The organism is Pseudomonas sp. (genome assembly GCF_030684895.1).
GTDB lineage: Bacteria > Pseudomonadota > Gammaproteobacteria > Pseudomonadales > Pseudomonadaceae > Aquipseudomonas.
This window is the reverse complement of sequence record NZ_JAUXXP010000025.1, coordinates 47,162-72,069: the sequence shown is the minus strand read 5'-3', so window position 1 is coordinate 72,069 and position 24,908 is coordinate 47,162. Positions and strand designations below refer to the sequence as shown.

The 24,908-nt window shown below is 59.7% G+C and carries 22 protein-coding genes; 13 read left to right on the top strand and 9 right to left on the bottom strand.

Going from position 1 to position 24,908, the window contains the following annotated elements; genetic code table 11:
• Positions 1-100: 100 nt before the first annotated feature.
• Together Q8M42_RS05345 and Q8M42_RS05340 are read right to left on the bottom strand one after the other, a co-directional pair.
• Positions 101-1,390: a M18 family aminopeptidase gene (locus Q8M42_RS05345; RefSeq protein WP_304865228.1), complete on the bottom strand. Its 1,290-nt coding sequence runs from the start codon at positions 1,388-1,390 to the stop codon at positions 101-103.
• Between the two features lie 73 nt (positions 1,391-1,463).
• The gene (locus Q8M42_RS05340; protein ID WP_304865226.1) at positions 1,464-2,174 is read right to left on the bottom strand and encodes a 4'-phosphopantetheinyl transferase; all 711 of its coding nucleotides are present in this window, start codon (positions 2,172-2,174) and stop codon (positions 1,464-1,466) included.
• Between the two features lie 367 nt (positions 2,175-2,541).
• Here Q8M42_RS05340 and Q8M42_RS05335 point away from each other — a divergent pair, with 367 nt between their 5' ends.
• From Q8M42_RS05335 to Q8M42_RS05320, 4 genes are all read left to right on the top strand, one after another.
• Entirely contained in the window at positions 2,542-3,726 is a 1,185-nt protein-coding gene (locus tag Q8M42_RS05335; protein ID WP_304865224.1) for an MFS transporter, read from the top strand.
• Positions 3,727-3,833: 107 nt separating this feature from the next.
• On the top strand, positions 3,834-4,439 hold the full coding sequence (locus tag Q8M42_RS05330) for a hypothetical protein (protein ID WP_304865222.1): 606 nt from the start codon (positions 3,834-3,836) through the stop codon (positions 4,437-4,439).
• 206 nt (positions 4,440-4,645) lie between these two features.
• Entirely contained in the window at positions 4,646-5,323 is a 678-nt protein-coding gene (locus tag Q8M42_RS05325) for a response regulator (RefSeq protein WP_257779154.1), read from the top strand.
• Positions 5,320-6,702: an ATP-binding protein gene (locus Q8M42_RS05320; protein WP_304865219.1), complete on the top strand. Its 1,383-nt coding sequence runs from the start codon at positions 5,320-5,322 to the stop codon at positions 6,700-6,702. Before Q8M42_RS05325 ends, Q8M42_RS05320 begins: the two co-directional genes overlap by 4 nt.
• Before the next feature lie 98 nt (positions 6,703-6,800).
• Here Q8M42_RS05320 and Q8M42_RS05315 read toward each other — a convergent pair whose 3' ends face one another.
• From Q8M42_RS05315 to Q8M42_RS05300, 4 genes are all read right to left on the bottom strand, one after another.
• Entirely contained in the window at positions 6,801-7,052 is a 252-nt protein-coding gene (locus Q8M42_RS05315; protein WP_304865217.1) for a hypothetical protein, read from the bottom strand.
• Positions 7,053-7,436: 384 nt separating this feature from the next.
• Entirely contained in the window at positions 7,437-8,084 is a 648-nt protein-coding gene (locus Q8M42_RS05310) for an MAE_28990/MAE_18760 family HEPN-like nuclease (RefSeq protein ID WP_304865215.1), read from the bottom strand.
• Positions 8,081-9,184, bottom strand: a complete 1,104-nt coding sequence (locus Q8M42_RS05305; RefSeq protein ID WP_304865213.1) for a DUF262 domain-containing protein — start codon at positions 9,182-9,184, stop codon at positions 8,081-8,083. The genes Q8M42_RS05310 and Q8M42_RS05305 overlap by 4 nt, the downstream gene beginning before the upstream one ends.
• Positions 9,185-9,335: 151 nt before the next feature.
• Positions 9,336-10,334, bottom strand: coding sequence for an AraC family transcriptional regulator (locus tag Q8M42_RS05300; RefSeq protein WP_304865211.1), 999 nt, complete (start codon positions 10,332-10,334; stop codon positions 9,336-9,338).
• Between the two features lie 160 nt (positions 10,335-10,494).
• Between Q8M42_RS05300 and Q8M42_RS05295 the strand changes: the two genes are divergently transcribed.
• The 8 genes from Q8M42_RS05295 (at position 10,495) to Q8M42_RS05260 (ending at position 21,990) form a co-directional block, all read left to right on the top strand.
• On the top strand, positions 10,495-11,634 hold the full coding sequence (locus tag Q8M42_RS05295) for an acyl-CoA dehydrogenase family protein (protein ID WP_304865210.1): 1,140 nt from the start codon (positions 10,495-10,497) through the stop codon (positions 11,632-11,634).
• 380 nt (positions 11,635-12,014) lie between these two features.
• Complete coding sequence (locus Q8M42_RS05290; protein ID WP_304865208.1) at positions 12,015-13,652, top strand: AMP-binding protein; 1,638 nt, start codon at positions 12,015-12,017, stop codon at positions 13,650-13,652.
• A gap of 90 nt (positions 13,653-13,742) precedes the next feature.
• Positions 13,743-14,924 carry a CaiB/BaiF CoA-transferase family protein gene (locus Q8M42_RS05285; RefSeq protein ID WP_304865206.1) on the top strand — a complete coding sequence of 394 codons (1,182 nt, stop codon included), beginning with the start codon at positions 13,743-13,745 and terminating at the stop codon, positions 14,922-14,924.
• A gap of 188 nt (positions 14,925-15,112) precedes the next feature.
• Positions 15,113-15,628, top strand: coding sequence for a molybdopterin-dependent oxidoreductase (locus Q8M42_RS05280; RefSeq protein ID WP_304865204.1), 516 nt, complete (start codon positions 15,113-15,115; stop codon positions 15,626-15,628).
• A gap of 2 nt (positions 15,629-15,630) precedes the next feature.
• On the top strand, positions 15,631-18,675 hold the full coding sequence (locus Q8M42_RS05275; protein ID WP_304865202.1) for a response regulator: 3,045 nt from the start codon (positions 15,631-15,633) through the stop codon (positions 18,673-18,675).
• On the top strand, positions 18,675-19,793 hold the full coding sequence (locus Q8M42_RS05270) for a two-component system response regulator (RefSeq protein ID WP_304865200.1): 1,119 nt from the start codon (positions 18,675-18,677) through the stop codon (positions 19,791-19,793). The genes Q8M42_RS05275 and Q8M42_RS05270 overlap by 1 nt, the downstream gene beginning before the upstream one ends.
• Positions 19,794-19,808: 15 nt before the next feature.
• Entirely contained in the window at positions 19,809-21,245 is a 1,437-nt protein-coding gene (locus Q8M42_RS05265; RefSeq protein ID WP_304865198.1) for a response regulator, read from the top strand.
• A 127-nt stretch (positions 21,246-21,372) separates the two neighbouring features.
• Positions 21,373-21,990 carry a hemolysin III family protein gene (locus Q8M42_RS05260; protein ID WP_304865196.1) on the top strand — a complete coding sequence of 206 codons (618 nt, stop codon included), beginning with the start codon at positions 21,373-21,375 and terminating at the stop codon, positions 21,988-21,990.
• A gap of 12 nt (positions 21,991-22,002) precedes the next feature.
• Here Q8M42_RS05260 and Q8M42_RS05255 read toward each other — a convergent pair whose 3' ends face one another.
• The 3 genes from Q8M42_RS05255 to Q8M42_RS05245 form a co-directional block, all read right to left on the bottom strand.
• Complete coding sequence (locus Q8M42_RS05255; protein ID WP_304865194.1) at positions 22,003-22,497, bottom strand: SprT family zinc-dependent metalloprotease; 495 nt, start codon at positions 22,495-22,497, stop codon at positions 22,003-22,005.
• A gap of 114 nt (positions 22,498-22,611) precedes the next feature.
• Positions 22,612-23,211, bottom strand: a complete 600-nt coding sequence (locus tag Q8M42_RS05250; RefSeq protein ID WP_304865192.1) for a Yip1 family protein — start codon at positions 23,209-23,211, stop codon at positions 22,612-22,614.
• 158 nt (positions 23,212-23,369) lie between these two features.
• Entirely contained in the window at positions 23,370-23,972 is a 603-nt protein-coding gene (locus Q8M42_RS05245; RefSeq protein ID WP_304865190.1) for a DNA-J related domain-containing protein, read from the bottom strand.
• Positions 23,973-24,069: 97 nt separating this feature from the next.
• On the opposite strand from Q8M42_RS05245, the gene ttcA reads away from it, so the two are divergent.
• Positions 24,070-24,894, top strand: coding sequence for a tRNA 2-thiocytidine(32) synthetase TtcA (ttcA, locus tag Q8M42_RS05240; protein WP_090253070.1), 825 nt, complete (start codon positions 24,070-24,072; stop codon positions 24,892-24,894).
• Positions 24,895-24,908 lie beyond the last annotated feature (14 nt).

Genomic DNA, 24,908 nt, shown 5'->3' with positions numbered 1-24,908 from the left:
TACGCGTCACGCTGTTGTCGGGTGGACATGCGAAGCGTTGTCCACCGCTGGCGAGCAGATGGCGGCAAGCCTTCGGCATGTCCGCCCTACGGGGCGTCGATCACGGCAGCTCAGCGCTGGCGTAAAACGCCGTCAGCACTTTCACCAGATGCGCCAGGTCATGGCTGCCGGCCAGTTCGCGGATCGAGTGCATGGCGAAGGTCGGCAGGCCGATATCCACGGTGCGCACGCCCAGTTGGCTGGCGGTGATCGGGCCGATGGTCGAGCCGCAACCCATGTCGCTGCGGGTGACGAAGCTCTGCACCGGTACTTCATTTTCCAGGCACAGGTGACGGAAGAACCCGGCGGTTTCGCTGTTGGTGGCGTAGCGCTGGTTGCTGTTGATCTTGATCACCGGGCCGGCGTTGAGCTTGGGGCCATGGTTTTGGTCATGCTTGTCGGCATAGTTGGGGTGCACGCCGTGGGCGTTGTCGGCCGAGACCAGCAGCGAGCGCTGGATGGTACGGACGAACGCATCGCCATCCGGCAGCACGCGGCGCAGAACCTGTTCGAGCATCGGGCCGTCGGCGCCGCAGGCTGAGCAGGAGCCGACTTCCTCGTGGTCGGTGCACACCAGCACACAGCTTTCTTCATCCGGCGCGGCGAGCAGCGCCTGCAGCCCGGCGTAGCAGGACAGCAGGTTGTCCAGTCGCGCGCCGGCGATAAAGTCGCCATTGAGGCCAATTACTGCAGCGCTCTGGGTGTCGTAGAAGCTCAGCTCGTAATCGAGCACCGCATCGGCGCTGAAGTCGTGTTCGCGGGCCAGTTGATCGGTGATCAGCGCACGGAAATCGGCCGGTTCATCGCCGGATAGCTGCGCGAGGATCGGCGGCAGCTCGATCTGCTGGTTGATCGCCCAGCCCTGGTTGGCTTCACGGTTGAGGTGAATGGCCAGGTTGGGAATGATCGCAATCGGCTTCTGGAAGTCGATCAACTGGCTTTCCACCTTACCGTCGCGGCGGTAGGTCACTCGGCCAGCCAGCGACAGGTCGCGGTCGAACCAGGGCGCCAGCAATGCGCCGCCGTACACCTCAACACCGAGCTGGAAAAAGCCCTGTTGCTGCAGCTCCGGTTGCGGTTTGACCCGCAGGCACGGGCTGTCGGTGTGCGCGCCAACCAGACGGATACCGCCTTCCAGCGGCGCGCGCTTACCGAGTTTGAAGGCGATGATCGAGGAGTCGTTGCGCGTGACGTAATAACGGCCACCGGCCTCGGTGTGCCAGCTGGCGCGCTCGTCCAGGTGCTGAAAACCGGCCGCTTCAAGGCGCAGTGCCAGGCTGGCGGTGGCATGAAAAGGGGTTGGCGAGGCCTTGAGGAACTCGATCAGGCCTTGATTCAAATCTTCGCGCATAGGGCACTCCAGACGGCAATCTGGCCGAGTTTAGCGGATTTGCCTAGCGCTTTGGGCTGCCGCGCTCGACAGATCAGCGCGCGATGCTGATCAGGCTCAGCAGATAACCGTCGAACTCGGCGAATTGGCCTTCGAGTTCGCTACCGGCGGGCCAGTCGGCGTGCAGGTCGATCAGCAGGCGCATGCGCACTTTATTGTCGACGTCGACGCTGAGCAGTTCGGCATCCTGAAAGTAGAAGTGCTGCAATACCTGCGGGTAGAGCGCTTTGAACAGGCTTTCCTTGAGTGAGAAGGTCAGGCTGATGCGTTGCGCGCGCTGTTCGGCGGAGAGGTTTTCCAGGCGGAGCAGTTCGGCGGGCGTAAGAATTTCCGCTGCCAGGCGCTCGGCACGGCTGGCCGGAATAAGTTGTTCGATATCCAGGCCCAGGCCGCGCCAGTTTGTGCTGTTGCCCACCACGGCGCCGGCCCAGCCGCTGCCGTGGGTGATTGAGCCGACCACACCTAACGGCCACTGTGGCGCGCGATCTTCACCGCAGGCCGGAACCGTCGCCGCACCGGTCAAACGCAATAAGGCCTCACGCGCACACAGGCGGCCGGCCAGGTATTCGGCTTGGCGTTTGGCCACGCCGCGTACCGGCTCGATGGCGCAGTGGCTGAAGTCCGTTGCATCCAGTAGTTCGGGATCAAAGGTGGTGCTGATCAACTGCACTGACGGCAGCCGGTGCGGCAGTGGCCAGTGGTCATTTAGCGGGCTGCAGCAGGGCGGCAAGTAGGCTGTATTCATCGGCCTATTCTGCCGTGCGGCGCTTTGTACGGCCAGCCGCCGCGCGCGTTTACATTTCTTTGCAAAGCGGCAACAAAGCTAAACGGAGTTGCCGAGGCTTTTTTGCCACACTGCGCTATGCGTTTCTTCGGGGACGCAGGTGAGGTTGTAGCTGGCGCAGGCGTGAGGCTTGTTCCGGCATTTCTCTGAGAATGAGTACGGGAGCCCGTTTGGGCTCCCGTTTTTTTTGCGCTGTGTTTGTCACTGGGCAGGCTTTGTACTGATCGCAGTAAGCACAGCGGCTATGCACGCTGCGCAAAACCGGCATGGCTGGCTGCGTGCTAATCTGCCAGGACGGCCGATTTAGAGCCCTTCTGTGAGCCTGCCGATGCCTGCTGTCGATTCCTCTGTGCACCTGATGCGCGGCACTGCCGCCTACCGGCGCGCGACCCTGGCGCTGTTCTGTGCCGGGTTTGCCACCTTTGCCTTGCTCTATTGTGTGCAGCCGCTGTTGCCGCTGCTGGCCGCGCATTTTTCCGTATCGGCGGCGGGCAGCAGCCTGGCGTTATCGTTGACTACCCTGAGCCTGGCCGTCTGCCTGCTGGTATCCGGTGCGCTGGCTGAGAGCTGGGGGCGCAAGCCGGTGATGGTGGCCGCCCTGGGCCTGGCGTCGCTGTTGGGGATTGCCTGCGCGCTGGTGGATAGCTGGGATCATCTGCTCTGGCTGCGCGCCTTGCTTGGCTTGGCCTTGAGCGGATTGCCGGCGCTGGCCATGGCTTATGTCGGCGAGGAGTTCGACCCCGAGGCGCTGCCGGCGGCGATGGGCCTGTATATCGGCGGCACCGCACTGGGCGGCTTGCTCGGGCGGCTGCTGGCCGGCCTGCTCAGTGATCTCGGCGGCTGGCCACTGGCCTTGGCCGGGATTGCCGGCATGGGCTTGCTGGCGCTGGGGCTGTTTGTCTGGCTGCTGCCGCCATCACGGCATTTCACCGCGCAGTCGCTGTCGCTACGCGGCCTGCTGCGCAACTTTGCCACGCACCTGGGTAACGGCGAGTTGCGCCGGTTGTTCCTGCTGGCATTTCTGTTGATGGGCGGCTTTGTCGCGCTGTTCAACTACGTCGGCTTTCGCCTGGTCGCGGCGCCGTTCAATCTGTCTTCCAGCCTGATCGGCCTGCTGTTTACGGTGTATCTGCTGGGCATCGTCAGCGCCGGTTGGGCGGGGCGGCTTGTGCCACGCCTGGGCGCGCGCCAGGTGATGCAGGGCGGCATTGGCATCATGCTGCTCGGTGTGGCGCTGTGTGCCACGCCCTGGCTGAGCGCAGCGGTAGCGGGCCTGGCCTTGTTCACCCTGGGTTTTTTTGCCGCCCATGCGGTGGCCAGCGGCCAGGTGGGGCAGCGCGCGCATGGCGCCAAGGCGCAGGCTTCGGCGTTGTACCTGTGCGCCTACTACCTGGGCTCCAGCGTGATTGGCTACGCCGCGGGGTATATCTGGGAACACGCCGGCTGGCTGCCGATGCTCGCCGTACTGGCGGCTTTGTTTGTCGCGGCTGGAGTCAGTGCGCGCAAGTTGTAAGAGGGTCGTTCAGCTTTTGTTCAGCAAGGGTTCAGTGGGCGTTCAGCTTGGGGTAGGCAATATGGACCTCGAGTTAAACAACACCGACTAACCACTGAGGACACACCATGAACCGCACTCTTAGCAAACTGGCCCTGGCGACTTCCCTGACCTTCGCTGCGGCTGCGGCCAATGCCGGCGACAACTTTGTTGGCCTGACCTGGGGTCAGACCGATAACAACATTCAAAAGTCCAGCGCGCTCAACAGCAACCTGAACAACCCCAAGCTCGACAAGGTGATCAACGACACTGGCACCTGGGGCGTGCGTGCCGGTCAGGTCAGTGAGACAAACCGTTACTACATGACCTACGAGAATGTCTCGGACACCGATAGCGGCAACAAGCTGCGTCAGCAGAACCTGCTGGGTAGCTACGATGTGTTCCTGCCGATTGGCGACTACAACACCAAGCTGTTCGGCGGTGCTACCGCCGGCCTGGTCAAGCTGGAGCAGGAGAGCAAAGGCTTCAAGCGTGACAGCGATATTGGCTATGCCCTCGGCCTGCAGGCTGGCATTCTGCAAGACATCAACCAGAATGCCTCGATTGAGGCGGGCTATCGCTACCTGCGCACCAATGCCAGCACTGAAATGGCGCCACACGGCGCAGGCAAGGCCGGCTCGCTTGACCTGCACAGCAGCGGCCAGCTTTACCTAGGTGCCAACTACAAGTTCTAAGAACTTGCCTCGGACCTGCTGCGCGTCGGCCAAACTGCGTTGAAAACGGCCTCGGAATGCTCATTTACACCTCGTAAACTGCGCTTCCTCGGCCGTTTTCGCCTTGTTTGGCTCTAGCTCGCGAGATCCGATTCAGGTTCTACGCAGCAGGTAGGCCAAAAGGGCCGGGCACAATGCCCGGCCGCTTTATTGGAGGAATGTGCAGGATGAAACTGTTGGTCGTGGAAGATGAAGCGCTGCTGCGTCACCACCTCTATAGCCGGTTGGGCGAGCAGGGCCATGTGGTCGATGCCGTGGCCAATGCCGAAGAAGCGCTGTACCGCGCTGCCGAATACAACCATGACCTGGCGGTGATCGACCTCGGCCTGCCAGGCATGAGCGGGCTGGACCTGATTCGCCAGTTGCGCAGTCAGGACAAGAGCTTCCCCATTCTGATACTCACCGCCCGTGGCAACTGGCAGGACAAGGTCGAAGGCCTGGCCGCCGGTGCCGACGATTACGTGGTCAAACCCTTTCAATTCGAAGAGCTGGAAGCGCGCCTGAACGCCTTGCTGCGCCGCGCCTCGGGCTTTACCCAGGCGAGTATTGCCGCTGGCCCGCTCGTGCTCGATCTCAATCGTAAACAGGCGCTGCTCGATGGCGAAGCCCTGCAACTGACCGCCTACGAGTACCGCATTCTCGAATACCTGATGCGTCACCAGCAGCAGGTGGTGGCCAAGGAGCGGCTGATCGAGCAGCTCTACCCGGACGACGAAGAGCGCGACCCCAACGTGATCGAGGTGCTGGTCGGCCGGCTGCGCCGCAAGCTTGAAGGCCAGCAGGATTTCAAACCCATCGAAACCGTGCGCGGCCAGGGCTACCTGTTTACCGAGCGCTGCCGATGAGCGATGCCGAGCTGAGCGCACCGGCCGCCCGCCGTCGTGGCGAGTCCCTGCGCCTACGGCTGATGCTCGGCACTGCGGTGCTGGCCGTGCTGTTTATGCTGGCGCTGCTGCCGGCCTTGCGCGGCGCTTTTGTGATTGCCCTGGAGCAATCCATCGAAAAACGCCTGGCTTCGGATGCCACTGCCTTGGTCTCGGCGGCGCGCACCGTAGACGGTCGGCTGACCATGCCTGACAAATTGCCGGATGAAGAATTCGACACGCTGGAAGCCAAGCTGCTGGGCTTTATCTACGACCGCCAGGGCACACTGGTCTGGCAGTCGCGCTCCTCGCTGGATGAAAGCGTCAGCTACCGCCCGCGCTACGACGGCCGTGGCCACGAGTTTGTGCGCATCACCGATGCTCAGGGCCGCGAGTTCTTTGTCTACGACGTGGAAATCGACCTGCTGCGTGGGCAGAGCGCTGCCTTCAGCGTGGTGACCATGCAGCCGGCCAGTGATTACCAGGCCATGTACGACGGCTTTATGGGCCAGCTCTACCTTTGGCTCGGTGGTGCGCTGCTGGTGCTGCTCGGGCTGCTGTGGTTCGGTCTGACCTGGGGCTTTCGCAGCCTGCGCGGGCTTAGCGCCGAGCTGGACCAGGTCGAGGCGGGCACCCGCGCCGGCCTGAGTGAGGAGCACCCGCGCGAGCTGCTGCGCCTGACCGGCTCGCTCAACCGCCTGCTGGAAAGCGAACGCCAGCAGCGCGAGCGCTACCGGCATTCGCTGGATGACCTGGCGCACAGCCTGAAAACCCCCTTGGCCGTGCTGCAAAGCGTGGCGGAAGTGATCGACAAGCAGCCGCAGAACCGCGAACAGTCGCAGGTGCTGCAACAGCAGATCGAGCGCATGAGCCAGCAGATCGGCTACCAGCTGCAGCGCGCCAGCCTGCGCAAAAGCGGGCTGATCCGCCATAGCGCGCGCCTGGCCCCCTTGCTCGACACCCTCTGCGGCGCGCTGGACAAGGTCTACCGCGACAAACAGGTGCAAGTGCTGCGCGACTTTGCCGCTGAACAGCACCTGCCGATGGAACGCGGCGCGCTGCTGGAATTGCTCGGCAACCTGCTGGAAAACGCCTACCGCCTGTGCCTCGGCCAGGTACGCGTGAGCGTGCGTCAACAGGGCGGTGTGCTTGAGCTTTGTGTGGAAGACGACGGCCCTGGCGTGCCGGCCGATCAGCGCGAACGCATCCTGCGCCGTGGCGAGCGGCTGGATGCCCAGCATCCGGGGCAGGGTATTGGTACGGCGGTGGTCAAGGACATCATCGAAAGCTACGGCGGTGAACTGCTGCTGGAGGATTCGGCGTTGGGCGGGGCGAGTTTTCGAGTGCGGCTGAGCGAGTGAGGCAAACCGGGTGTGGATGTTCAGTCCGTAGGGTGGGTTGAGCGCAGCGATACCCATGCCGCCGATGTGGTGAGGGTTATCGCTGCACGACTCGCCCTTCAGCTCGCCAGCACCAGATAAACCACCACCATCAGCACAATCAGGCCCAGCCAAACCAGGGCGTTGGTCCTGCTCAGGCCGACGATACCGGCACCGCGCAAGCGAATCGGCGGGTTTTCTTCGAGGTAGAGGTTCATCTGCTCTTGGGCGGCCTCCGGGCTGATGCCCTGGTTCAAGCTGAGCAAGCGAATGGCCTGGTCGTGATCGCCGCGCTGCATGGCCAGCAGAACGGGCTCGGGTAGTTGGCTCATAAAACATTTCCTCCAGTAGAGATAGTTTTAGAGGGCGGCCATCGGCCTGGGTTCGGTGCTTTTCTGCTAAAGGCATGACGCCAGTCTTGTAGGAGGGGCTTTAGCCGCGAGCTTTGCTGTTTTTTGCTTTGTTCGGGCTTTCGGCGGAAAGGTCATTAGCGTGGTGACTTTGGGTTTTGGTTTCGTCCCTTACGGGCGAGTCCCTTTGATTCGCTTCGCTCACCCCTTCGGGGCCGTGCTAAAGCACGTTCAGCCTTCGGCTGTGGCAATTGCCCCAAAAGGAACCAAAAGGTCTAGCCCCGACATCCGGCCCTTAAACAATATAGGAGGTTTTAGTTAGTTGGCTGCGAAGAGGTTTTCTTGGTTTGTTCTGTTTTATTTTTGCTATGCGCTTATTTTATATCGCTCCAGTGAGACTGAGTTTTCGATATCAGTTTTATATGTGCGGAGAAGATTAAGTATCTCGTCAGCCAAGCCTCTAAAACCCTCTGTATCAATGTCTAGATATTCGCCATGCGCAATATGGTTTCTTCTGTTTAATAGGCTTTCGTCTATTAGGTGATATCTTGATTCGTAAGAGGCTGTGTTGATACCAATTGAGCTGGCTATATTTTCAAATACCTTCGAGCTGAGATTGAACTCAGTCCGGATTGCAGATTCTATTTTTAAGTTTGCCCTTTGGTTTAGCTCGCCTCGCAAAAAATCTAACGTTGATATGGAGACGGCAGAGTTTTTTGAGCTAACTAAGTCGTTAATTTTCTTCTTTACACCGAAAACTATGAAGCATGATTTTAGTTCGTTATATGGCAGCGATTGTCCGTTCACGTATTCGAGATAATAAGTTGATGCTTTTTTAATAAATCCTTCCCAGTGTCCATATAGTAGTGGGATTGCGGCCCTAACAACTGTCTTTTTACTAAGGTTCTCAGATGTTCTTACTGCGATTTTTAGGTTGGCTATTTCTTTTAGTCTCCAAGCAAAGTCCTTGTCCAAAGAATTCTGTAATTGGTCTTTTGTTTTTATTTTGCTCATGGCTTAAAGAACCCTGCAGCCATTGGTAGTAGATTAGTAAGCCGAGTTGTGCCGCGAATTCCTGCGCCAGAATTTTTCTCGAAAACTTCATTTTCCCAAAGTTTTTTGGCTTTAGAAATAACAAAATCTTTTTGTTCTTGTCTTCCTTTTTTATCAATTGCTTTCATGTTTTGGGCAACACCAAATGCAATGGTTTCGTACAAGGACATCAGAAATTTTCCGCTAAAATTAGCTCCGTCCCAGCGCTTAAAAGCTTTGTCTCCAAGCGCATCTTTTAGTAGTCCGAAAGTTTTCTTAAATAGATCCTCTTCTTTATCCCAGTCAATATTTTCGCTTTTGGATATTTCGACTAAAGCTTCGTCAAGATATTCATGAACATCTAATCCCTTTTTGTATGGGTGGTTCTTAAATGCAAAGTATCGCAACACAAGTTCAACTCCAGCTTGTTTTTCAAGAGCGCTACTTGTCTGGTTTGTTGTTTTAATGAAGTCGTCAAATTCAGCTAATTTCTTTAGTCGCTTATGTAGTTCAGGGTTTATCATGACGGCAACGCAATTTCTCACTTCCTGTTCAGATAGACGAGCGCCCCCTGTGTTTAAGCGTTGGAAAAGTTCATATTTTGCATTCTCATCACTTTCCTTTAGCAAGATTTCAACTCGAATTCTCGCGCGCTTAATTTGCATTTGCATGCTTTTATCAATTGCAGAGTCATTGCCACTCCAAACCTGCCAGCGTTTATTAGCAAGGCTTGGCAAGAATTTAGTTCCTTCAAGTGTGCTAGGCTCAACTTTTTCTCCATCTGGACCGCTTAGTGCTCCTGAGAACTCCAAGATCGTTGATAATCTTTGGAGTCCATCAATAAGCTCCCAGCTCCCATCTTTATCTTGGAATACAAAAATTGGAGGGATTGGGATGCTTAATAGTATGGACTCTATAAATCTTGTTTTTCTGGTGATGTCCCATCGAAATAGTCTTTGAAATTCGGGGTTGATTTTTAATTCACCGTCTTTATACAAATTAATTACTTCGCCCAGCGACATGTCATAGCCGTCAGATACAATTTCTTTTCTTGCTTTCTGAATCTCTTTTTCTAAGCTCATAAATTATCCTTGGGATACATATTTCGCTTCAGGCGATTAGAAGTTTGATGGAGGGCGGCTCTATTAAATGGTATGCGAGCCGCTATTGTATGACTTTGACCATAAGCATTCTTATTACAAACGGCAAGCAAGGCTTGCTCTGAGCGCAGCCTCATCCCTCCTGCGCCCGATAAGCCCCCGGCGTTAGCCCCGTCCATTTCTTAAACGCCCGATGAAAGGCCGACGGTTCGGAAAACCCCAGTTGCTCGGCAATATCCTGAATCGCCAGCTCATCACGCCCCAGGTGGTAAATCGCCAAGTCCCGGCGCAGATGGTCCTTCAACTCCTGAAAGCTCGAGCCTTCCTCACGCAAGTGCCGGCGCAGGGTTTGTGGGCTCATATGCAGTTGCTGGGCTACGGCATCCAGGTCCGGCCAGTTGCTGCAGTCGCGGCCGAGTAGGCGGCGGATCTGGCTGATCAGGCTGTCACCGCCATCCGGGCGGGCCAGCAGGTCGGCGGGGGAGTGCTGGAGGAATTGCTTGAGGGTGCGTTCATCCTGCAGCAGCGGCATGGCCAGGTAGCGTGCGTGAAACAGCAGGCTGGTGCGCCCTGCGGTGAAGCGCCGGGTGCAGGGGAATAGCAGTTCGTATTCGCCGGCGTGGGCGGGTTGGCTGTAGGTGAAGGTGGCTTCTTCCAGGCGGATGCGTTGGCCGATCAGCCAGCTGCCGAGGCGATGCCAGATCACCAGCAGGCTTTCCACCAGAAAGTGGTCGGGGTCCCACAGGGTGGAGTCGTCCACGCTGAGGCGTGCCCAGTCGCCTTCGCGCTGGATGCTGATGGCCGGGGCTTCGGGGAACAGGCTGTAGAACAGCGCGCCACGGCCCAGGGCTTTTTCCAGTGAATGGCAGTGAATGATCGCGTAACACATCATGGCGAAGGTGCCGCGTTTGCTGCGCAGGCGGCCGAAACCCAGGTATTCGTCGTCGAGGCTTTCCCATAACAACTGCACTAGGCGGGCGAACTGTTCCGGGGCGACCCGCGCGCGGGGCTCGTCGAGCAGCGCCGGTTGGATGCCCAGTTGGCGCAGCAGCGGCGTGCAGTCGTGGCCCTGGCGTTCGGCGCCGCGCAAGGCTGCGCGGACAAAGTGGCTGGCGATGGTGCGTTCGCGCATGACGGCTCCTTGAAAGTACGCCGATGGTAGGCAGCACACTGCGCCGCCGACAAGCCGGTCGAGCGATTGGGTCAATCCAGGCTGAGCGCATGGGTCATTGAGGCGGCAGGGGCGTGGGGCCTAACCTGCTGCACGACTTCAGCTCAGGGAGCACACCCGCATGCAGCGCCTTATTTTCGACACCGAACACACTATGTTCCGCGACGCTTTTGCCGCCTTTCTGAAAAAGGAAGTGGTGCCACATCAGGATGAATGGGAAGCAGCTGGTGTGGTCAGCCGCGAGGTGTGGAAGAAGGCCGGCGACATGGGCTTTCTCCTGCCCTGGGCGGATGAGGAGTACGGCGGCGCCGGGCTCAAGGACTTCCGTTACGAGCAGATCATGTGTGAGGAGCTGGCGAAGATTAACGAGCCGGGCTTTATGCTGCCGCTGCACTCAGCGCTGTGCGGCCCCTATATCGCCGAGTACGGCAATGCCGAACAGAAGGCGCGCTTTATGCCGGGCATCATCAGCGGCGAGCTGATTCTCGCGGTGGCGATGACCGAACCGAGCGCCGGCTCGGACCTCGCCGGCATGCGCACCAGCGCGGTGGATCAGGGTGATCACTACGTGCTTAACGGCTCCAAGGTGTTTATCTCCAATGGTTTGCTGGCCGATGTGGTGATCGTGGCGGCCAAGACCGATCCAGCCAACAAGCACGCCATGGGCCTGTTTCTGGTTGAGCGCGGCATGCCGGGTTTCGAGCGCGGCAAGAACCTGGAAAAACTCGGCATGAAGAGCCAGGACACCGCCGAGCTGTTCTTCAATAACGTCAAGGTGCCCAAGGCCAACCTGCTGGGCGACGCCAAGGGCGGCTTCTTCTACCTGATGAATATGCTCGCCCAGGAACGCCTGACCAATGCCTGCGGCGCAGTGGCGGCGGCCGAGGCGGCGCTGCAGACCACCATCGATTACGTGAAAGAACGCAAGGCTTTCGACCGGCCGATCTCGCACTTCCAGAACACCCGTTTCAAGCTGGCCGAGATGCGCACGCAGATCGACGTGGCGCAGGTGTTTGTCGACCGCTGCGTAACCGACCACAACGAGAAAAAACTCACCCCGGAAGTGGCCGCCGAGGCCAAGCTGTTCACCACCGAGCTGCTGTGCAAGGTGGTCGATGAGGGTGTGCAACTGCACGGCGGTTGGGGTTATATGTGGGAATACCCAATCTGCAAAATGTACGCGAACGCGCGCATCCAGCGCATCTTCGCCGGCACCTCGGAGATCATGAAAGAGATCATCAGCCGTGGGATGAAGCTTTGAATAACGGGGTTTTACAAAGGCTACGTACCCGTTATGTGTTGAATCGTGCGGGCCTGCCACGATGTCTAGAACGCATTAATTCGTAGGGTGGGTTAGCCGCATGTCAGCACTGCCAAGCATCACGCCACTCGGGCTGCGGCGTAACCCACCATCGGCGCAACGCGTTCTATCGCCTGGTGGGTTACGCGCCGCGCCGCTATCGCATTTGGATTTTCGAACAGCGTTCAGCGTCGCTAACCCACCCTACATAAGCTGCGTACGACATGTAATTGGGACAACGCACAATATTTAGTTTCCCAGGAGTTAATCCGAGCGAGTACCGGATTGTTGTTCAAGCGCTAACGTTCATGTCTGCAAAACAATAAGAACGAGGGATTGCGATGACGGATCAACTGCCCCTGGAGCGCCTGGCGCTCTGGGTTGAGAAACGCCCCGACGCGGTCTGGCTCAGCCAGCCGGTAAACGGCCAGTGGCATGACTTCACCTGGGCGCAGGTGGATGATCAGGCGCGGCGCATGGCCACGGCCTTGCACGCGCTGGGTTGCGTGCCGGGGGATCGGGTGGCGCTGTTGGCGAAGAACTGCGCCGAGTGGATCATCGCCGACCTGGCGATCATGCTCGCCGGGCTGATCAGCGTGCCCCTGTATCCGTTGCAGTCGGCCGAGAGCATCGATTACGTGCTGCGCCATTCGCAGTGCAAGGCGATCTTCCTCGGCAAGCTGGATGAGCCGGCCAAGCTGGCGCCGGGCATCCCCGCTGAAGTCATGCGGGTCGCCATGCCGTACCCGACCATTGAGGCCAGTCACGGCTGGCATGCCTTGCTGGCAGCGCATCAGCCGTTACGCGATGGCCACAGGCAGGCGCCGGATGAGTTGCTGAGCATCCTCTATACCTCCGGCACCACCGGCCAGCCCAAGGGCGTGATGCTCTCGGCCAAGGCCTTTGCCATTGCCGGCGGGCGCTCGGTTAAAGAACTGCAGATTACCGAGCAGGATCAGTACTTCTCCTATCTGCCGCTGTCGCACGCCGCCGAGCGTTTTCTGGTGGAAATGAATGCGCTCTACAGCGGCGGGCGGGTGGCGTTTGTCGAGTCGTTGGAAACCTTTGCCAGCGACCTGCGCCATGTACGACCGACCGTATTCTTCTCCGTGCCACGGCTGTGGACGCGTTTTCAACAGGGCGTGCTGGAGAAACTGCCGCAGCCCAAGCTGGCGCGGTTGCTGGGCATTCCGCTGATCGGCGGCCTGGTCGCGCGCAAGATTCGCAAAGGTTTGGGGCTGGACCGCGCGCGCATTCTGGTCAGCGGCGCGGCGGCGATTCCGCGTGCCTTGCTCGACTGGTATCAGAGCATCGGCATCACCATCTGCGAGGGCTACGGCATGACCGAGCACCTGGCCTATGGCTGTTTCAACCGGCCGGGGCAGGTGCGTTTTGGCACCGTGGGCCGGCCGATGCCGGGTAATGAATTGCGTATTGCCGAGAATGGCGAAATTCTCCTGCGTTGCCCGAGCCTGATGTTGGGCTACTACCAGGACCCGGAGAAAACCGCCGAAACCATCACCGATGGCTGGCTGCACACTGGCGACAAGGGCGAGGTGGATGCGGCCGGTTACCTGAAAATCACCGGGCGGGTGAAGGACATCTTCAAGACCAGCAAGGGCAAGTACATCGCCCCGGCGCCGATTGAAGGCGAGATCGCCAAGAACCTCTGGGTCGAGCAGGTGTGCCTGATGGGCAGTAATCTGGATCAACCATTGGCGTTGATCGAACTGTCGCCAGCGGCCCGTGAGCAGGCCCGCGAGCAGGTGGCGGCTGATCTGGCGCAGACCTTGGCGCAGCTTAATGCCCAACTTGAGGCCCATGAGCGGCTTAGCCACTTTGTGTTGGTGCGCGAGGCCTGGACCGTGGACAACGGCTGCATGACGCCGACCATGAAAATCCGTCGCAACGTACTGGAAGCACGCTTTGCCGACCAGCTCAGCGAGCTGGATGCCAAGCAGCCGCTGCACTGGCAGTGAGCGCTGGGTAGCCCGGATGTAATCCGGGAATCTGTTGATATTCCCCGGATTGCATCCGGGCTACGGGATTGAATTCCCTGAGGAGCTGTTATGCAAGGCCCGCTGTCGTCACTGAAAGTGCTGGATTTCTCCACCCTGTTGCCCGGGCCGTTTGCCTCGCTGCTGCTAGCTGACATGGGCGCTGAAGTGCTGCGGGTCGAGTCGCCTTCGCGCATGGATCTGGTGCGCGTACTGCCGCCGCACGATGGCGGCGTATCGGCCAGCCATGCCTATCTCAATCGCAACAAGCGCTGCATCGCCCTGGACCTGAAACAGGCCGAGGCGGTGGAAATGGTCAAACAGCTGGTGGCCGAGTACGACATTGTGCTGGAGCAGTTCCGCCCTGGGGTGATGGACAAGCTAGGAGTGGGTTATGAAGCGCTGAAGGCGATCAACCCCAGGCTGATCTATGTGTCGATCACCGGCTACGGCCAGAGCGGGCCGTACAAAGACCGCGCCGGCCATGACATCAACTACCTGGCCCTGGCCGGTATCGCCAGTTACACCGGCCGCCGCGAAACCGGGCCGCTGCCGTTGGGCATCCAGGCGGCGGATATCGCCGGCGGCTCGCTGCATGGGGTGATCGGCCTGCTCGCGGCAGTGATCCAGCGTCAGGCCACGGGGCTTGGCCAGCAGGTGGATATCAGCATGACCGACTGCGCCTTCAGCCTGCACGGCATGGCCGGTGCGGGTTATCTGGCGGCTGGCGTGGAGCCGGCGATGGAAAACCAGGCGCTCAACGGCGGCAGCTTCTACGACTACTACCGCACCCGCGACGGTCGCTGGTTCTCGGTCGGCAGCCTGGAGCCGCAATTCATGCAGCAATTCTGCGCCGCCATCGGCCGCCCGGAGCTGGCCGCGCGTGGCCTGTCGCAGAAGCCGGAGGATCAGCAGGCGCTCAAGCGTGAGATCGAAATCGAGTTCGAGAAACGCGATTTCGCTGAATGGAGCCAGGTGTTCGCCGGCCTGGATGCCTGCGTGGAGCCCATGCTTAACCTCAGCGAGGCGGTCGAACACCCGCAGATCAAGGCTCGCGGCCTGGTCACCGAAGTGCCGCGTGCGGGCAGTGGCCCACAGGCGCAGATCGCCTGCCCGATCAAGTTTTCCAGCGCCTTGCCCGCGCCCCGGCATATCGGTGCAACCCTGGGCGCGCACACCAGCGAGGTGCTGATAGAGCTGGGCTACAACGCCGAGCAGATCGCCCAGCTCAAGGCGGCCAAAGTGGTGGCCTGATTCAGGCCGGCAGGCATCGCCAAAGTGCTGGCGTTGCCTCTCAAACTCATGCATTAATCGGCACAAACACGGCTGGTGGCGAGCAACTGTTCTACGCTTCGAGAATCATTCGCTGCTCTGCACGAATGGTTGTCATGGACAGTGCTGCTGCCTGCCGTGTCATCTCCGAATAATGGATGTTGAGGGGAATGCCTGTGTCTACCAGCCACTATCACCTGCAGGCGCTTGCGCTGAGCACATTGCTACTGTTTTCGGGCCTGAGTCTGGCGCTCGACAAGCCCATCGGCCCTGCTGTGCTGAGTATTTCCGGGTTGGTGACACAGCCGAATATGCAGCAGCAAGCCGTGTTCGATATGGCGATGCTGCAAGCTTTACCGCAGCGCAGTTTCACCACGCAAACCCCCTGGTATGCCGAACCGGTGAATTTCACAGGTCCCTTGCTGCGTGATGTGCTGGCTGCCGCCGGGGCCAAAGGCGAGGGCATTACCGCGATTGCCCTGAATGACTACCGCACCGAGATTCCCTTCAGCGACGCGATTAAATACGACCTGATTGTGGCGATTCTGATGAATGGCCAGCCCATGCCCGTGCGCGAAAAGGGCCCGCTGTTTCTGGTTTACCCGTTCGATAGCAAAGCCGAGCTGCAGGCTGCGACTTTTTATAATCGCTCGGCCTGGCAACTGCGCGCCCTGCAGATCAAATAGCCATGCGCAAGTTCCGCCTGTTATGGCTGTTGATCATCAGCCTGGTGCTGCTATACGTGGCAATCGGGGCGATTCTCGCTCACCAGTACCGCAGCCTCAGCGAGGTTATGCGCAGTGGTGACGACAACGCGCTGTGGGCCTTTGCCCAGATGAGCACCGAGTACCAGCGCTTTGATCATGCGCTGCACGCCTACATCCTTGATCCGGTGAGGTCGCGCCGCAATCAGGCGTCTGACCAGCTTGGCAGTATCGGCATCGATGAGCTGCAGCTGCGTTACGACATCTTCGTCAGTCGCGTCAGCACCATCCAGACCGAGTCGGCGCAGCGCCTGATGGGCGATGAGGCGATCTACCAGCAAACCCTGCAAGCCTTGGAAAGCTTTATCCGCACGGCCGATGCGGCACTTGAAGACTTTGTTCGACGTGGCACGCCGCTGAATGCCAGCTTGCTGCGTGAGCAGCTGCAACTGCTCCAGTTCGATATTCAGGATCTCGTCTACACCTCGGCGCAACTGGCGGCGCGTACCGTCGATGGGCGCAACGCCGAGTTGCGTTCCCAGGTTGTGGTCACCACGGCGTTAACCCTGTTTCAAGGCTTTCTCACCCTGATGTTTGGTCTCGCCATGCTGCGCCAGACCCGCCAGCGCGTGCGCGCCCAGCGCGAGCTGCTGGCGGCGCAGGGCAAGTTGGTGGAAGCCCTGCAGGAAAATGAAGAGGTGCTTGAAGGGCGCGTGCAGCAACGCACTCAGGAGCTGGCCGAGGCCAACCAGACGCTGCGTGAACACGAAAAAGAACTGCAGATCGCCCGGACCAAGGCCGAAAGCGCATCGCAGCTGAAGTCGGACTTCCTGGCCAATATGAGCCACGAGATTCGCACGCCGATGAATGCAGTAATCGGCATGAGCCACTTGGTGCTGAGCAGCGACTTGACTGCCAAGCAGCGCGACTATGTGGAGAAGATTCAGCGTTCGGGCCAGCATCTGCTCGGGCTGATCAACGACATCCTCGACCTGAGCAAGATCGAGGCCGGCAAGCTGGATGTCGAGTCGGTGCCGTTCGAGTTGCACACAGTGCTGGAAAACATGGCCAGCCTGATCGGTGAGAAATGCGCTGCTAAGGATCTGGAACTGATCTTCGACATTGACCCGCAACTGCCCGAGAGTTTTATCGGCGACCCGCTGCGCCTGGGCCAGGTGCTGATCAACTACGCCAATAATGCGGTCAAGTTCACCGAACAGGGCGGCGTGGTGATTCGCGCGCGGCTGCTGGCACAGGATGCCAAGGGCGTTCAGGTGCGCTTTGAGGTCGAGGACTCCGGTATCGGCCTCTCGCCTGAACAACAGGCGCGGTTGTTTCAGTCATTCCAGCAGGCCGATAGTTCGACCACGCGCAAGTACGGCGGCACCGGGCTGGGCCTGGCGATTTCGCGCAAGCTGGCCGAGCTGATGCATGGCGAAGTCGGCGTCGACAGCGTGTTGGGGCAGGGCAGCACCTTCTGGTTTACCGCTCATCTGGGCGTGGTTGCTGCGCCAAAACCTGTGCTGTCGCTGCTGCCAACCCCGGATTTGCGCAATCGCCGGGTGCTGGTGGTGGACGATAACCCACAGGCCCTGCATATCCATGCCAGCCTGCTGCGTTCCATGAGTTTTCAGGTGGCGGAAGCTGACTGCGGCGAGCAGGCCCTGGAGCTTGCTGCCAAGGCCTGCGCTGCCGGCACACCCTTTGAGGCAGCCTTTGTTGATTGGAAAATGCCCGGCATCAATGGCCTGGAAACCTGCCGCCAGCTGGCCTTGCTCGATCCTGCGCCGCAGCCGGTGATCGTTACGGCTTATGGTCGCGAAGAAGTCTTCCATGAGGCTGAGCAGGCCGGGATTGCCTTGCTGCTGGTTAAACCGGTGAGCCCGTCGTTGCTGTTCGACGCGGCGATTCGCGCTCTTGGCGGCAGCAGCGCCAGCGAGAGCAGCCTGCGCCCGGCCAGTAACGTCAGCGTGCAGGACCTCAGCGCGCTGCAGGGCGCGCAGGTGCTGCTGGTGGATGATAACGAGCTGAACCAGCAGGTCGGCCGTGACCTGTTGGAGGCTGCCGGGGTCTGCGTTGCCGTGGCCGAAAATGGCCAGGTCGCCCTGGATATGCTGGCCGCGCACGATTACCAGCTGGTGCTGATGGATATGCAGATGCCGGTGATGGATGGCCTGACCGCCACCCAGCAGATCCGCGCTAATCCGCGCTGGGCTGAGCTGCCGGTGTTGGCCATGACTGCCAACGCCATGAGCAGCGACCGCGAGCGGTGCCTGGCCGCCGGCATGAATGCGCACCTGGCCAAACCCATCGACCCGGACGAGCTGTTCGCGATGCTGTTGAAATGGTTGCCGGCTGCGGTCGGAGAGGTCGCAGCGCGGCCTGCGGCACAAGCGCCGGCTCATCTTGAAGCGGGTTTTCCTCCGATTGCCGGCGTCGATGTGCAGGGCGGCTTGCGCCGGGTACTCAACAAGCGCACGGCCTATGAGTCGATGCTGCGCAAATTTGTCCAGGGCCAGGCGGATGCAGCTGAGCAGACGCGACGTCTGCTTGTCGAAGGCCTGCACGAGGATGCCCTGCGTGCCTTGCATACCCTCAAAGGTACTGCCGCGACCATTGGCGCCAATGGCCTGGCCGAACAGGCCGGCGTGCTGGAAGACCGCCTCAGGCTAGGGCCGCCGGATAGCCAGTTCGATGTGCAGCTCAGCGCACTGGGCGAAAGCTGCGCTGAGTTGATCGCGCGTCTGCAGGCGGTGCTGCCCGCGCAAGCCGTAACGGAGGCCGCGGCCGGTGCTATCGACTGGCCGCGTGTACGCCAACTGGTGGCTCACCTGGAGTACTTGCTCGGTGATGACGATGCCGATGCCATCGAGTTGTTCCAGCAGGAGGCGGCCTTGTTCAAGGCGGTGCTGGGCTCGGGGTTTGCGGCGCTGGAGCGGGCCATCAACAGTTATATTCTGGACGACGCCCTGGCGGTTTTACGGGCGGCGATACACAGCAATCCGGCACTGAGTAAGGACGCGACGTAATGGACAGGCTACTGGCCGGCAGAGATAAACCGACGATTCTGGTGGTGGATGACACCCCCGATAACCTTTCGCTGATGAGCGGTTTGTTACGCGAGGACTACAAGGTCAAGCTGGCGCCCAGCGGCGAACGTGCGCTGCAGATTGTCAGTGGCGAGGTCAAACCCGATCTGATTCTGCTCGACATCATGATGCCGGGGCTGGATGGCTACGAGGTGCTGCGTCGCCTGCAGCAGGATGCTGCTACTGCGACGATTCCGGTGATTTTCCTCACCGCCATGACCGCTGCCGAGGATGAGAAAATCGGCCTGGACCTGGGCGCCGTTGATTACATTAGCAAGCCGATCAACCCGGCGATTGTTCTGGCCCGCGTGCACACCCAGCTGCAACTGAAGTTCGCCCGTGATTTGCTGCAGAACCAGAATGTTTTCCTTGAGCACGAGGTGGAAAAGCGCACCCGTGAAGTGATGGCAATTCAGGATGTGACCATTCGGGCGATTACTTCCCTGGCGGAAACCCGCGACAACGAAACCGGCAACCACATTCGCCGCACCCAGTTCTATGTCAAGGCGCTGGCGGAGCATCTGCAGACGCACCCACGGTTTAGCGCTGAACTAACCGCAGACACGATTCAGTCGATATTCAAATCGGCGCCGTTGCATGACATCGGCAAGGTCGGCATTCCCGACAGTATCTTGCTCAAACCGGGCAAACTCGACTTTGACGAGTTTGAAATCATGAAAACTCACACCACCCTGGGCCGCGACGCCATCGTGCATGCCGAGCAGGAGCTGGGCGAGTCCATCGCCTTTTTACGCCACGCCAAGGAAATTGCGCTTAGCCACCAGGAAAAATGGGACGGCAGCGGATACCCACAAGGCTTGGTGGGGGAGGCGATCCCGCTGTCGGCGCGCTTGATGGCCCTGGCCGATGTGTATGACGCGCTGATCTCACGGCGGGTGTACAAGCCGCCCTTTAGCCATGAAAAAGCCCTGGAGATCATCCGCGAGGGGCGCGGCAGTCATTTTGACCCGGATATCGTCGATGGCTTTGAACAGATCAGCGAAGCCTTCGCCCAGATCGCCCGGCAATACAGTGATGAGCCGGCTTCCAACGAGTAAGAGGTGCCCTGCCGCATGTCAAATAACGCCACCACGCTGTTAGTTGTTGATAGCGACCCGGTACTGACCCGCGCCTTGGTCGATGAGTTACAGCGCCATGGCGTGGCCCAGGTGCTGCAGGCCAACGATGTGGCGAGTGCATTGCAGCAACTGCGGCAGAGCCAAGTGTCGCTGGTGCTCAGTGAACAGAACCTGGCCGGTTCAACCGGGCTGGCGCTGTTTGAAGGCATGCGCAGCGATGAAGCGCTGGCGCAGATTCCCTTTGTACTGATGTCCAGCGCCATGCAGCGCCAGGATGTGCAGCGCGCCATTCAACTGGGTATCCGCGATCTGCTGGTCAAACCCTTTACTACCCAGCGCTTGCTGGAGCGCGTGCAGCGCTCCCTGCAGCGCGACGATCTGCTGGTGCAAGCCAGCCTGCCGCAAGGCGAAGAGCGCGCGAGCATTCTGGTGGTCGATGACACGCCGGAGAACCTGCAGTTGCTGGCCGGGCTGTTTCGCGATCAGTTCAAGGTAAAGCTGGCGCACAACGGCGAGAAAGCCATCGCCATCTGCCATTCAGACAACCCGCCGGACCTGATCCTGCTGGATGTGATGATGCCCGACATGGACGGCTTCGAGGTGGCGCGCCGGCTGCGTCAGCACCATGCTTCGGAGCATATCCCGATTATTTTCGTTACCGCCCTGAGTGATGAACGCTCCCGTGAGCAAGGGCTGTCGCTGGGCGCGGTGGACTATGTGTTCAAACCGATTGACCCAACCCTGCTGCGCATTCGCGTGCGCAACCTGATGCGCTATGTCGAGCATCGCCGGCAGTTGCAGACCGACCTGGATCAGTTGCTGGAACTGGCCGCTTTACGTACGGACATGCTGAGTTTGATCAGCCACGACCTACAGCAACCGCTTAACCAATGTGTCGAGGTGTTGCAGAGCCTGACGCAGGATGCCTCGCTCAATGCGGCGCAGAAACAGCAGGTGCAACTGGCCACGCAAAGCAGCCAGCAGATGAAGGAGCTGTTGGAGCTGGCGGGCGAGCAGTTGTCCCTTGAAGCCGGGCAGCGTGAATTGCGCCCTGAAAGCATTCGGCTGAATCCACTACTGCGTGAACTGATCAGCGAGCTGCGCCAGCGTTATGGCGATCGTGGCGTCGATATTCAGCTGGAAACAGCGCTGGGTAGCAGTGCGGCGGTGATGGCCGATCCTGGGCTTTGCCATGCCTTGCTCTACCGCGTGCTCAAGCACGCCCATAGCGCTTGCCCAGTGGGCAGCCAGCTGAGCCTGGTGATGATCGATGAAGATCCGGCGCAAGTGAAATTGTTGCTACCAGTGCGTCCAGCCAGCAACAAACCGCTCGCCGCCGCCCGCGCGTTGGCCCGCGCCCAGGGCGGCGATGTGCAGCAGGAAGATGACGGCGCGGGTTGTCTGATTCGCGTCAGCCTGCCGCGCGCCTGAGTGCATCCTGATAGCGTGATTCGCGCTGTACTTTATGCGGAGCGGCAACGTGGTGCTCGTCAAATAAGTTTTTTTCCGGCATAAGCCTGATGCATTCGCGCCAGTGGGCGGCTTGGGAACGGAAAACATGTATCACGGGGAACGCTTCAACGCCTGGACCCATCTGGTCGGGGCACTTCTGGCTTGCGCAGGGGCGGTGTGGCTCTTGCTGCTGGCGAGCCTGGATGGCGAGCTGCGCAAGATCATCAGCGTGGCGATCTATGGCCTGACCCTGGTGCTGCTCTATAGCATCTCCACCCTTTATCACAGCGTGCAGGGCCGGGCGAAAGTGCTGATGCGCAAGCTCGATCACCTGTCGATCTACCTGCTGATTGCCGGCAGCTATACGCCGTTCTGCCTGATAACGCTTGAAGGTTCCTGGGGCTGGACGCTGTTTGGCATCGTCTGGACGCTGGCTATCATCGGCATGCTGCAGGAGATCAAGCCGCGCTCCGAGGCGCGTGTGCTGTCGATTGTGATCTACGCGGTGATGGGCTGGATTGTGCTGGTCGCGGTCAAACCGCTGATCGCCGCGCTGGGCATGGCCGGGTTTATCTGGCTGGCCGGCGGCGGGGTGCTGTACACCGTGGGCATCATCTTCTTCGCCTATGACAGCCGCTTCCGCCATTGGCACGGCATCTGGCACCTGTTCGCCATGGGCGGCAGCCTGATGCATTTTGTCGCGGTGTTGCGTTACGTCCTGTAATTCCAACTCCGGTTATTCGACGCGCTGTTCGCCGGTATAGCTCAAGGTCACCTTGCAACGCCGGCAGTAGTAGCGCCGGCCTTTGCTGACCAGGGAATGGCGTTGGGCAGAGAAGGGGAATTCGCCCTGTGGGCAGCTGCAGCTGTAGATATAGCGGCTGACCGTGCGCGGCTGCACCGCATAGCTGTGACAACGGTTGGGCGGCAGCTCATACACGCCACGCATGATCAGTTGCCACTCCTCGCCATGGGGCTGAATCCTCAGGCCGAACAATTGATGTGCTATCAGGTGTGCTACTTCGTGGGGCACGGTCTGCCTGAGGAAATCTTCGCGATTTTCCCGGTACAGCTGCGGGTTGAAGCGCAGCTTATTTTCCGTCAGGTGCGCCACGCCAGCCTTTTGTCCACGCAGCTTGAAGCTCACCTCGGCGCGGGCAAAGGGTCGTTTGAAAAAGGCTTCAGCCTGCTGGTAGCAGTGTTCTACGCGGCTCAGAAGGTGTTCGGGCATAAGTGCGGCGTTCAGGACTGGGGTGGCAATTATGCCCAAGGCGGGCAGTGCCCGCAGCCCTGAAACGACGAAACCACCCGCAGGTGGTTTCGTTGTGTGTCATCAGGCATTGCCTTAGCTGGTGTACACCGGGCCAACCCCAAAGCCCCAGAGAATCACCGAGGCGGCGATCATCGCCACCAGTACCACCAGGCCTACCGCTAGCACCGAGCTGGAGAACATAAAGCCTTCATCCTCGGGGATGCCCATAAAGGTCGGTATGCCGACGTAGAGCAGGTACACCGTGTAACAGATGGCCGCCGTGCCCACCACCATGGCCAGCCAGAGATGTGGATAGAGCGCCGCCAGCCCGCCGATAAACAGCGGTGTAGCGGTGTAGGCCGCAAATACCACGCATTGCGTGAGGTTCGGGCTGGCATCGTAGGTGCGCGCCATCCAGTGGATAAACGCGCCCATTACAGCTATCCCGGCAAGCATTGCCAGGTAGGTCATGACGGTCATTTGCAGCGCGCTGGCCTCGGTCAGCATCACCGGCGCTCGATTGCCGATTGCCCAACCGACCTGGGTGGTGCCGATATAGGCCGAGACTGCGGGAATTGCCGCGAGAATCAGTACGTGGGTGAGATACATGTGGCTGATGGTTTCTTCTTCGCCACGGATTTCCTGCCATTCCTGGTCGGGATGGGTGAATAGCCCCCAAACGTGATGGATCATGCCAGACCTCCTATTTTTATAGCGGTCGCCCCCCAGCGCAGCGCCTGATTCGCGTGTGCAGCGGCATCAGGTACAGGGCCGAACCTATGCGACCGTATGTCGCAGTATAGGCAGCCATTAATAAGGACAAAGGCGCGGCGTTAGAGCAAATCGGACTCTCAAGCACGCCCGTAATAGCGTTCGAGGATTTCCATGGCCTTGTTGATCGACTGCAGGCGCGCCGTGTTACCGCCGCGATCAGGGTGATGCAGGCTCACCAGTTGCCGGTAGCGGTGCTTGATAGTGGCGAGATTGAGCGACTGCTCACGGCCTTCGAGTTCAAACAACTCCAGCGCCGCCTGTTTCTCTTCGCTGCCGTGCATGCGCGTCCAGAAGCTCAACAACAGCTTGGCCACATCCTGCTCGTCGGTGTCGTTGAGCTGGCTCAGGTCGAGGTAATAGTCGCGCAGCGGGTCGTGTTGACTTATTTCTGCGCTGCCGGGCTGATAGGGCAATAGTTGGATATTCAATGCGCTGATCTGCAGATAGCCGCTCTGCGCCGCCCACAGTCGTTCACGTAGCCGGTAGAGCGCGTTGAACAGCAGAAAATGCGTGCGAAACAGCGCCAGCTTGTCAGTCAGCGGCAGGTTGGGGATATGCGCACATTGGCGGGCTTTCAGCAGCTGGATCAGCTGGTACTCGCCAAGGCCGGCAGGGGCGGCGCGCAGCAGCTGGTGCAGTTGTTCGGGCAGGTCGAGGCCCGGGTCGAAGTCGTCGTTCATCGGCGCAGCCTAGCATTTCACTTTGATTGGGGTAGGGCGCGTCACGCTTTCTGGGTAAAATGCCGCACTTTCGTAACCCTCCGGATTCCAGCGCACCATGGGCACCCTCTCGGTCAATCAGAACAAACTGCAAAAACGCCTGCGTCGCCAGGCCGGCGAAGCCGTTGCCGACTTCAACATGATCGAGGATGGCGACAAGGTCATGGTCTGCCTGTCCGGCGGCAAGGACAGCTACACCATGCTCGACGTGCTACTGCACCTGCAGAAGGTCGCGCCGATCAAGTTCGAGATTGTTGCGGTGAATATGGATCAGAAGCAGCCCGGCTTCCCTGAGCACGTGCTGCCGGCCTATCTGGAGTCCATTGGTGTGCCGTACCACATCGTCGAGAAGGACACCTACTCGGTGGTCAAAGAGAAGATCCCGGAAGGCAAGACCACCTGCTCGCTGTGTTCACGCCTGCGCCGTGGCACGCTGTACACCTTTGCCGACGAGATCGGTGCGACCAAGATGGCCCTCGGGCATCACCGCGATGACATCCTGGAAACCTTCTTCCTCAATATGTTCTACGGCGGCACCCTCAAAGCCATGCCGCCTAAGTTGCGAGCCGATGACGGCCGCAATGTGGTGATTCGCCCATTGGCATACTGCAACGAGGCGGATATCGAGGCTTACAGCCAGCTCAAGGAATTCCCGATCATTCCGTGCAACCTCTGCGGCTCCCAGGAAAACCTGCAGCGCCAGGTGGTCAAGGAAATGCTGCAGGACTGGGAGCGCAAGTCGCCGGGGCGTACCGAGATCATGTTCCGCGCGCTGCAGAACGTGGTGCCGTCGCAGCTGGCTGACCGCAACCTGTTCGACTTCAAGAGCCTGAAGATCGACGACAGCGCCACGCCGCGTTTTCTCGACGTAATGAACCTCTGATTCAGCGGTTTCCC

Excerpts from the sequence above, each read along its gene's own strand:
- Q8M42_RS05345 (WP_304865228.1), bottom strand. The coding sequence starts at position 1,390 with ATGCGCGAAGATTTGAATCAAGGCCTGATCGAGTTCCTCAAGGCCTCG.
- Q8M42_RS05340 (WP_304865226.1), bottom strand. The coding sequence starts at position 2,174 with ATGAATACAGCCTACTTGCCGCCCTGCTGCAGCCCGCTAAATGACCAC.
- Q8M42_RS05335 (WP_304865224.1), top strand. The coding sequence starts at position 2,542 with ATGCCTGCTGTCGATTCCTCTGTGCACCTGATGCGCGGCACTGCCGCC.
- Q8M42_RS05330 (WP_304865222.1), top strand. The coding sequence starts at position 3,834 with ATGAACCGCACTCTTAGCAAACTGGCCCTGGCGACTTCCCTGACCTTC.
- Q8M42_RS05325 (WP_257779154.1), top strand. The coding sequence starts at position 4,646 with ATGAAACTGTTGGTCGTGGAAGATGAAGCGCTGCTGCGTCACCACCTC.
- Q8M42_RS05320 (WP_304865219.1), top strand. The coding sequence starts at position 5,320 with ATGAGCGATGCCGAGCTGAGCGCACCGGCCGCCCGCCGTCGTGGCGAG.
- Q8M42_RS05315 (WP_304865217.1), bottom strand. The coding sequence starts at position 7,052 with ATGAGCCAACTACCCGAGCCCGTTCTGCTGGCCATGCAGCGCGGCGAT.
- Q8M42_RS05310 (WP_304865215.1), bottom strand. The coding sequence starts at position 8,084 with ATGAGCAAAATAAAAACAAAAGACCAATTACAGAATTCTTTGGACAAG.
- Q8M42_RS05305 (WP_304865213.1), bottom strand. The coding sequence starts at position 9,184 with ATGAGCTTAGAAAAAGAGATTCAGAAAGCAAGAAAAGAAATTGTATCT.
- Q8M42_RS05300 (WP_304865211.1), bottom strand. The coding sequence starts at position 10,334 with ATGCGCGAACGCACCATCGCCAGCCACTTTGTCCGCGCAGCCTTGCGC.
- Q8M42_RS05295 (WP_304865210.1), top strand. The coding sequence starts at position 10,495 with ATGCAGCGCCTTATTTTCGACACCGAACACACTATGTTCCGCGACGCT.
- Q8M42_RS05290 (WP_304865208.1), top strand. The coding sequence starts at position 12,015 with ATGACGGATCAACTGCCCCTGGAGCGCCTGGCGCTCTGGGTTGAGAAA.
- Q8M42_RS05285 (WP_304865206.1), top strand. The coding sequence starts at position 13,743 with ATGCAAGGCCCGCTGTCGTCACTGAAAGTGCTGGATTTCTCCACCCTG.
- Q8M42_RS05280 (WP_304865204.1), top strand. The coding sequence starts at position 15,113 with ATGCCTGTGTCTACCAGCCACTATCACCTGCAGGCGCTTGCGCTGAGC.
- Q8M42_RS05275 (WP_304865202.1), top strand. The coding sequence starts at position 15,631 with ATGCGCAAGTTCCGCCTGTTATGGCTGTTGATCATCAGCCTGGTGCTG.
- Q8M42_RS05270 (WP_304865200.1), top strand. The coding sequence starts at position 18,675 with ATGGACAGGCTACTGGCCGGCAGAGATAAACCGACGATTCTGGTGGTG.
- Q8M42_RS05265 (WP_304865198.1), top strand. The coding sequence starts at position 19,809 with ATGTCAAATAACGCCACCACGCTGTTAGTTGTTGATAGCGACCCGGTA.
- Q8M42_RS05260 (WP_304865196.1), top strand. The coding sequence starts at position 21,373 with ATGTATCACGGGGAACGCTTCAACGCCTGGACCCATCTGGTCGGGGCA.
- Q8M42_RS05255 (WP_304865194.1), bottom strand. The coding sequence starts at position 22,497 with ATGCCCGAACACCTTCTGAGCCGCGTAGAACACTGCTACCAGCAGGCT.
- Q8M42_RS05250 (WP_304865192.1), bottom strand. The coding sequence starts at position 23,211 with ATGATCCATCACGTTTGGGGGCTATTCACCCATCCCGACCAGGAATGG.
- Q8M42_RS05245 (WP_304865190.1), bottom strand. The coding sequence starts at position 23,972 with ATGAACGACGACTTCGACCCGGGCCTCGACCTGCCCGAACAACTGCAC.
- ttcA (WP_090253070.1), top strand. The coding sequence starts at position 24,070 with ATGGGCACCCTCTCGGTCAATCAGAACAAACTGCAAAAACGCCTGCGT.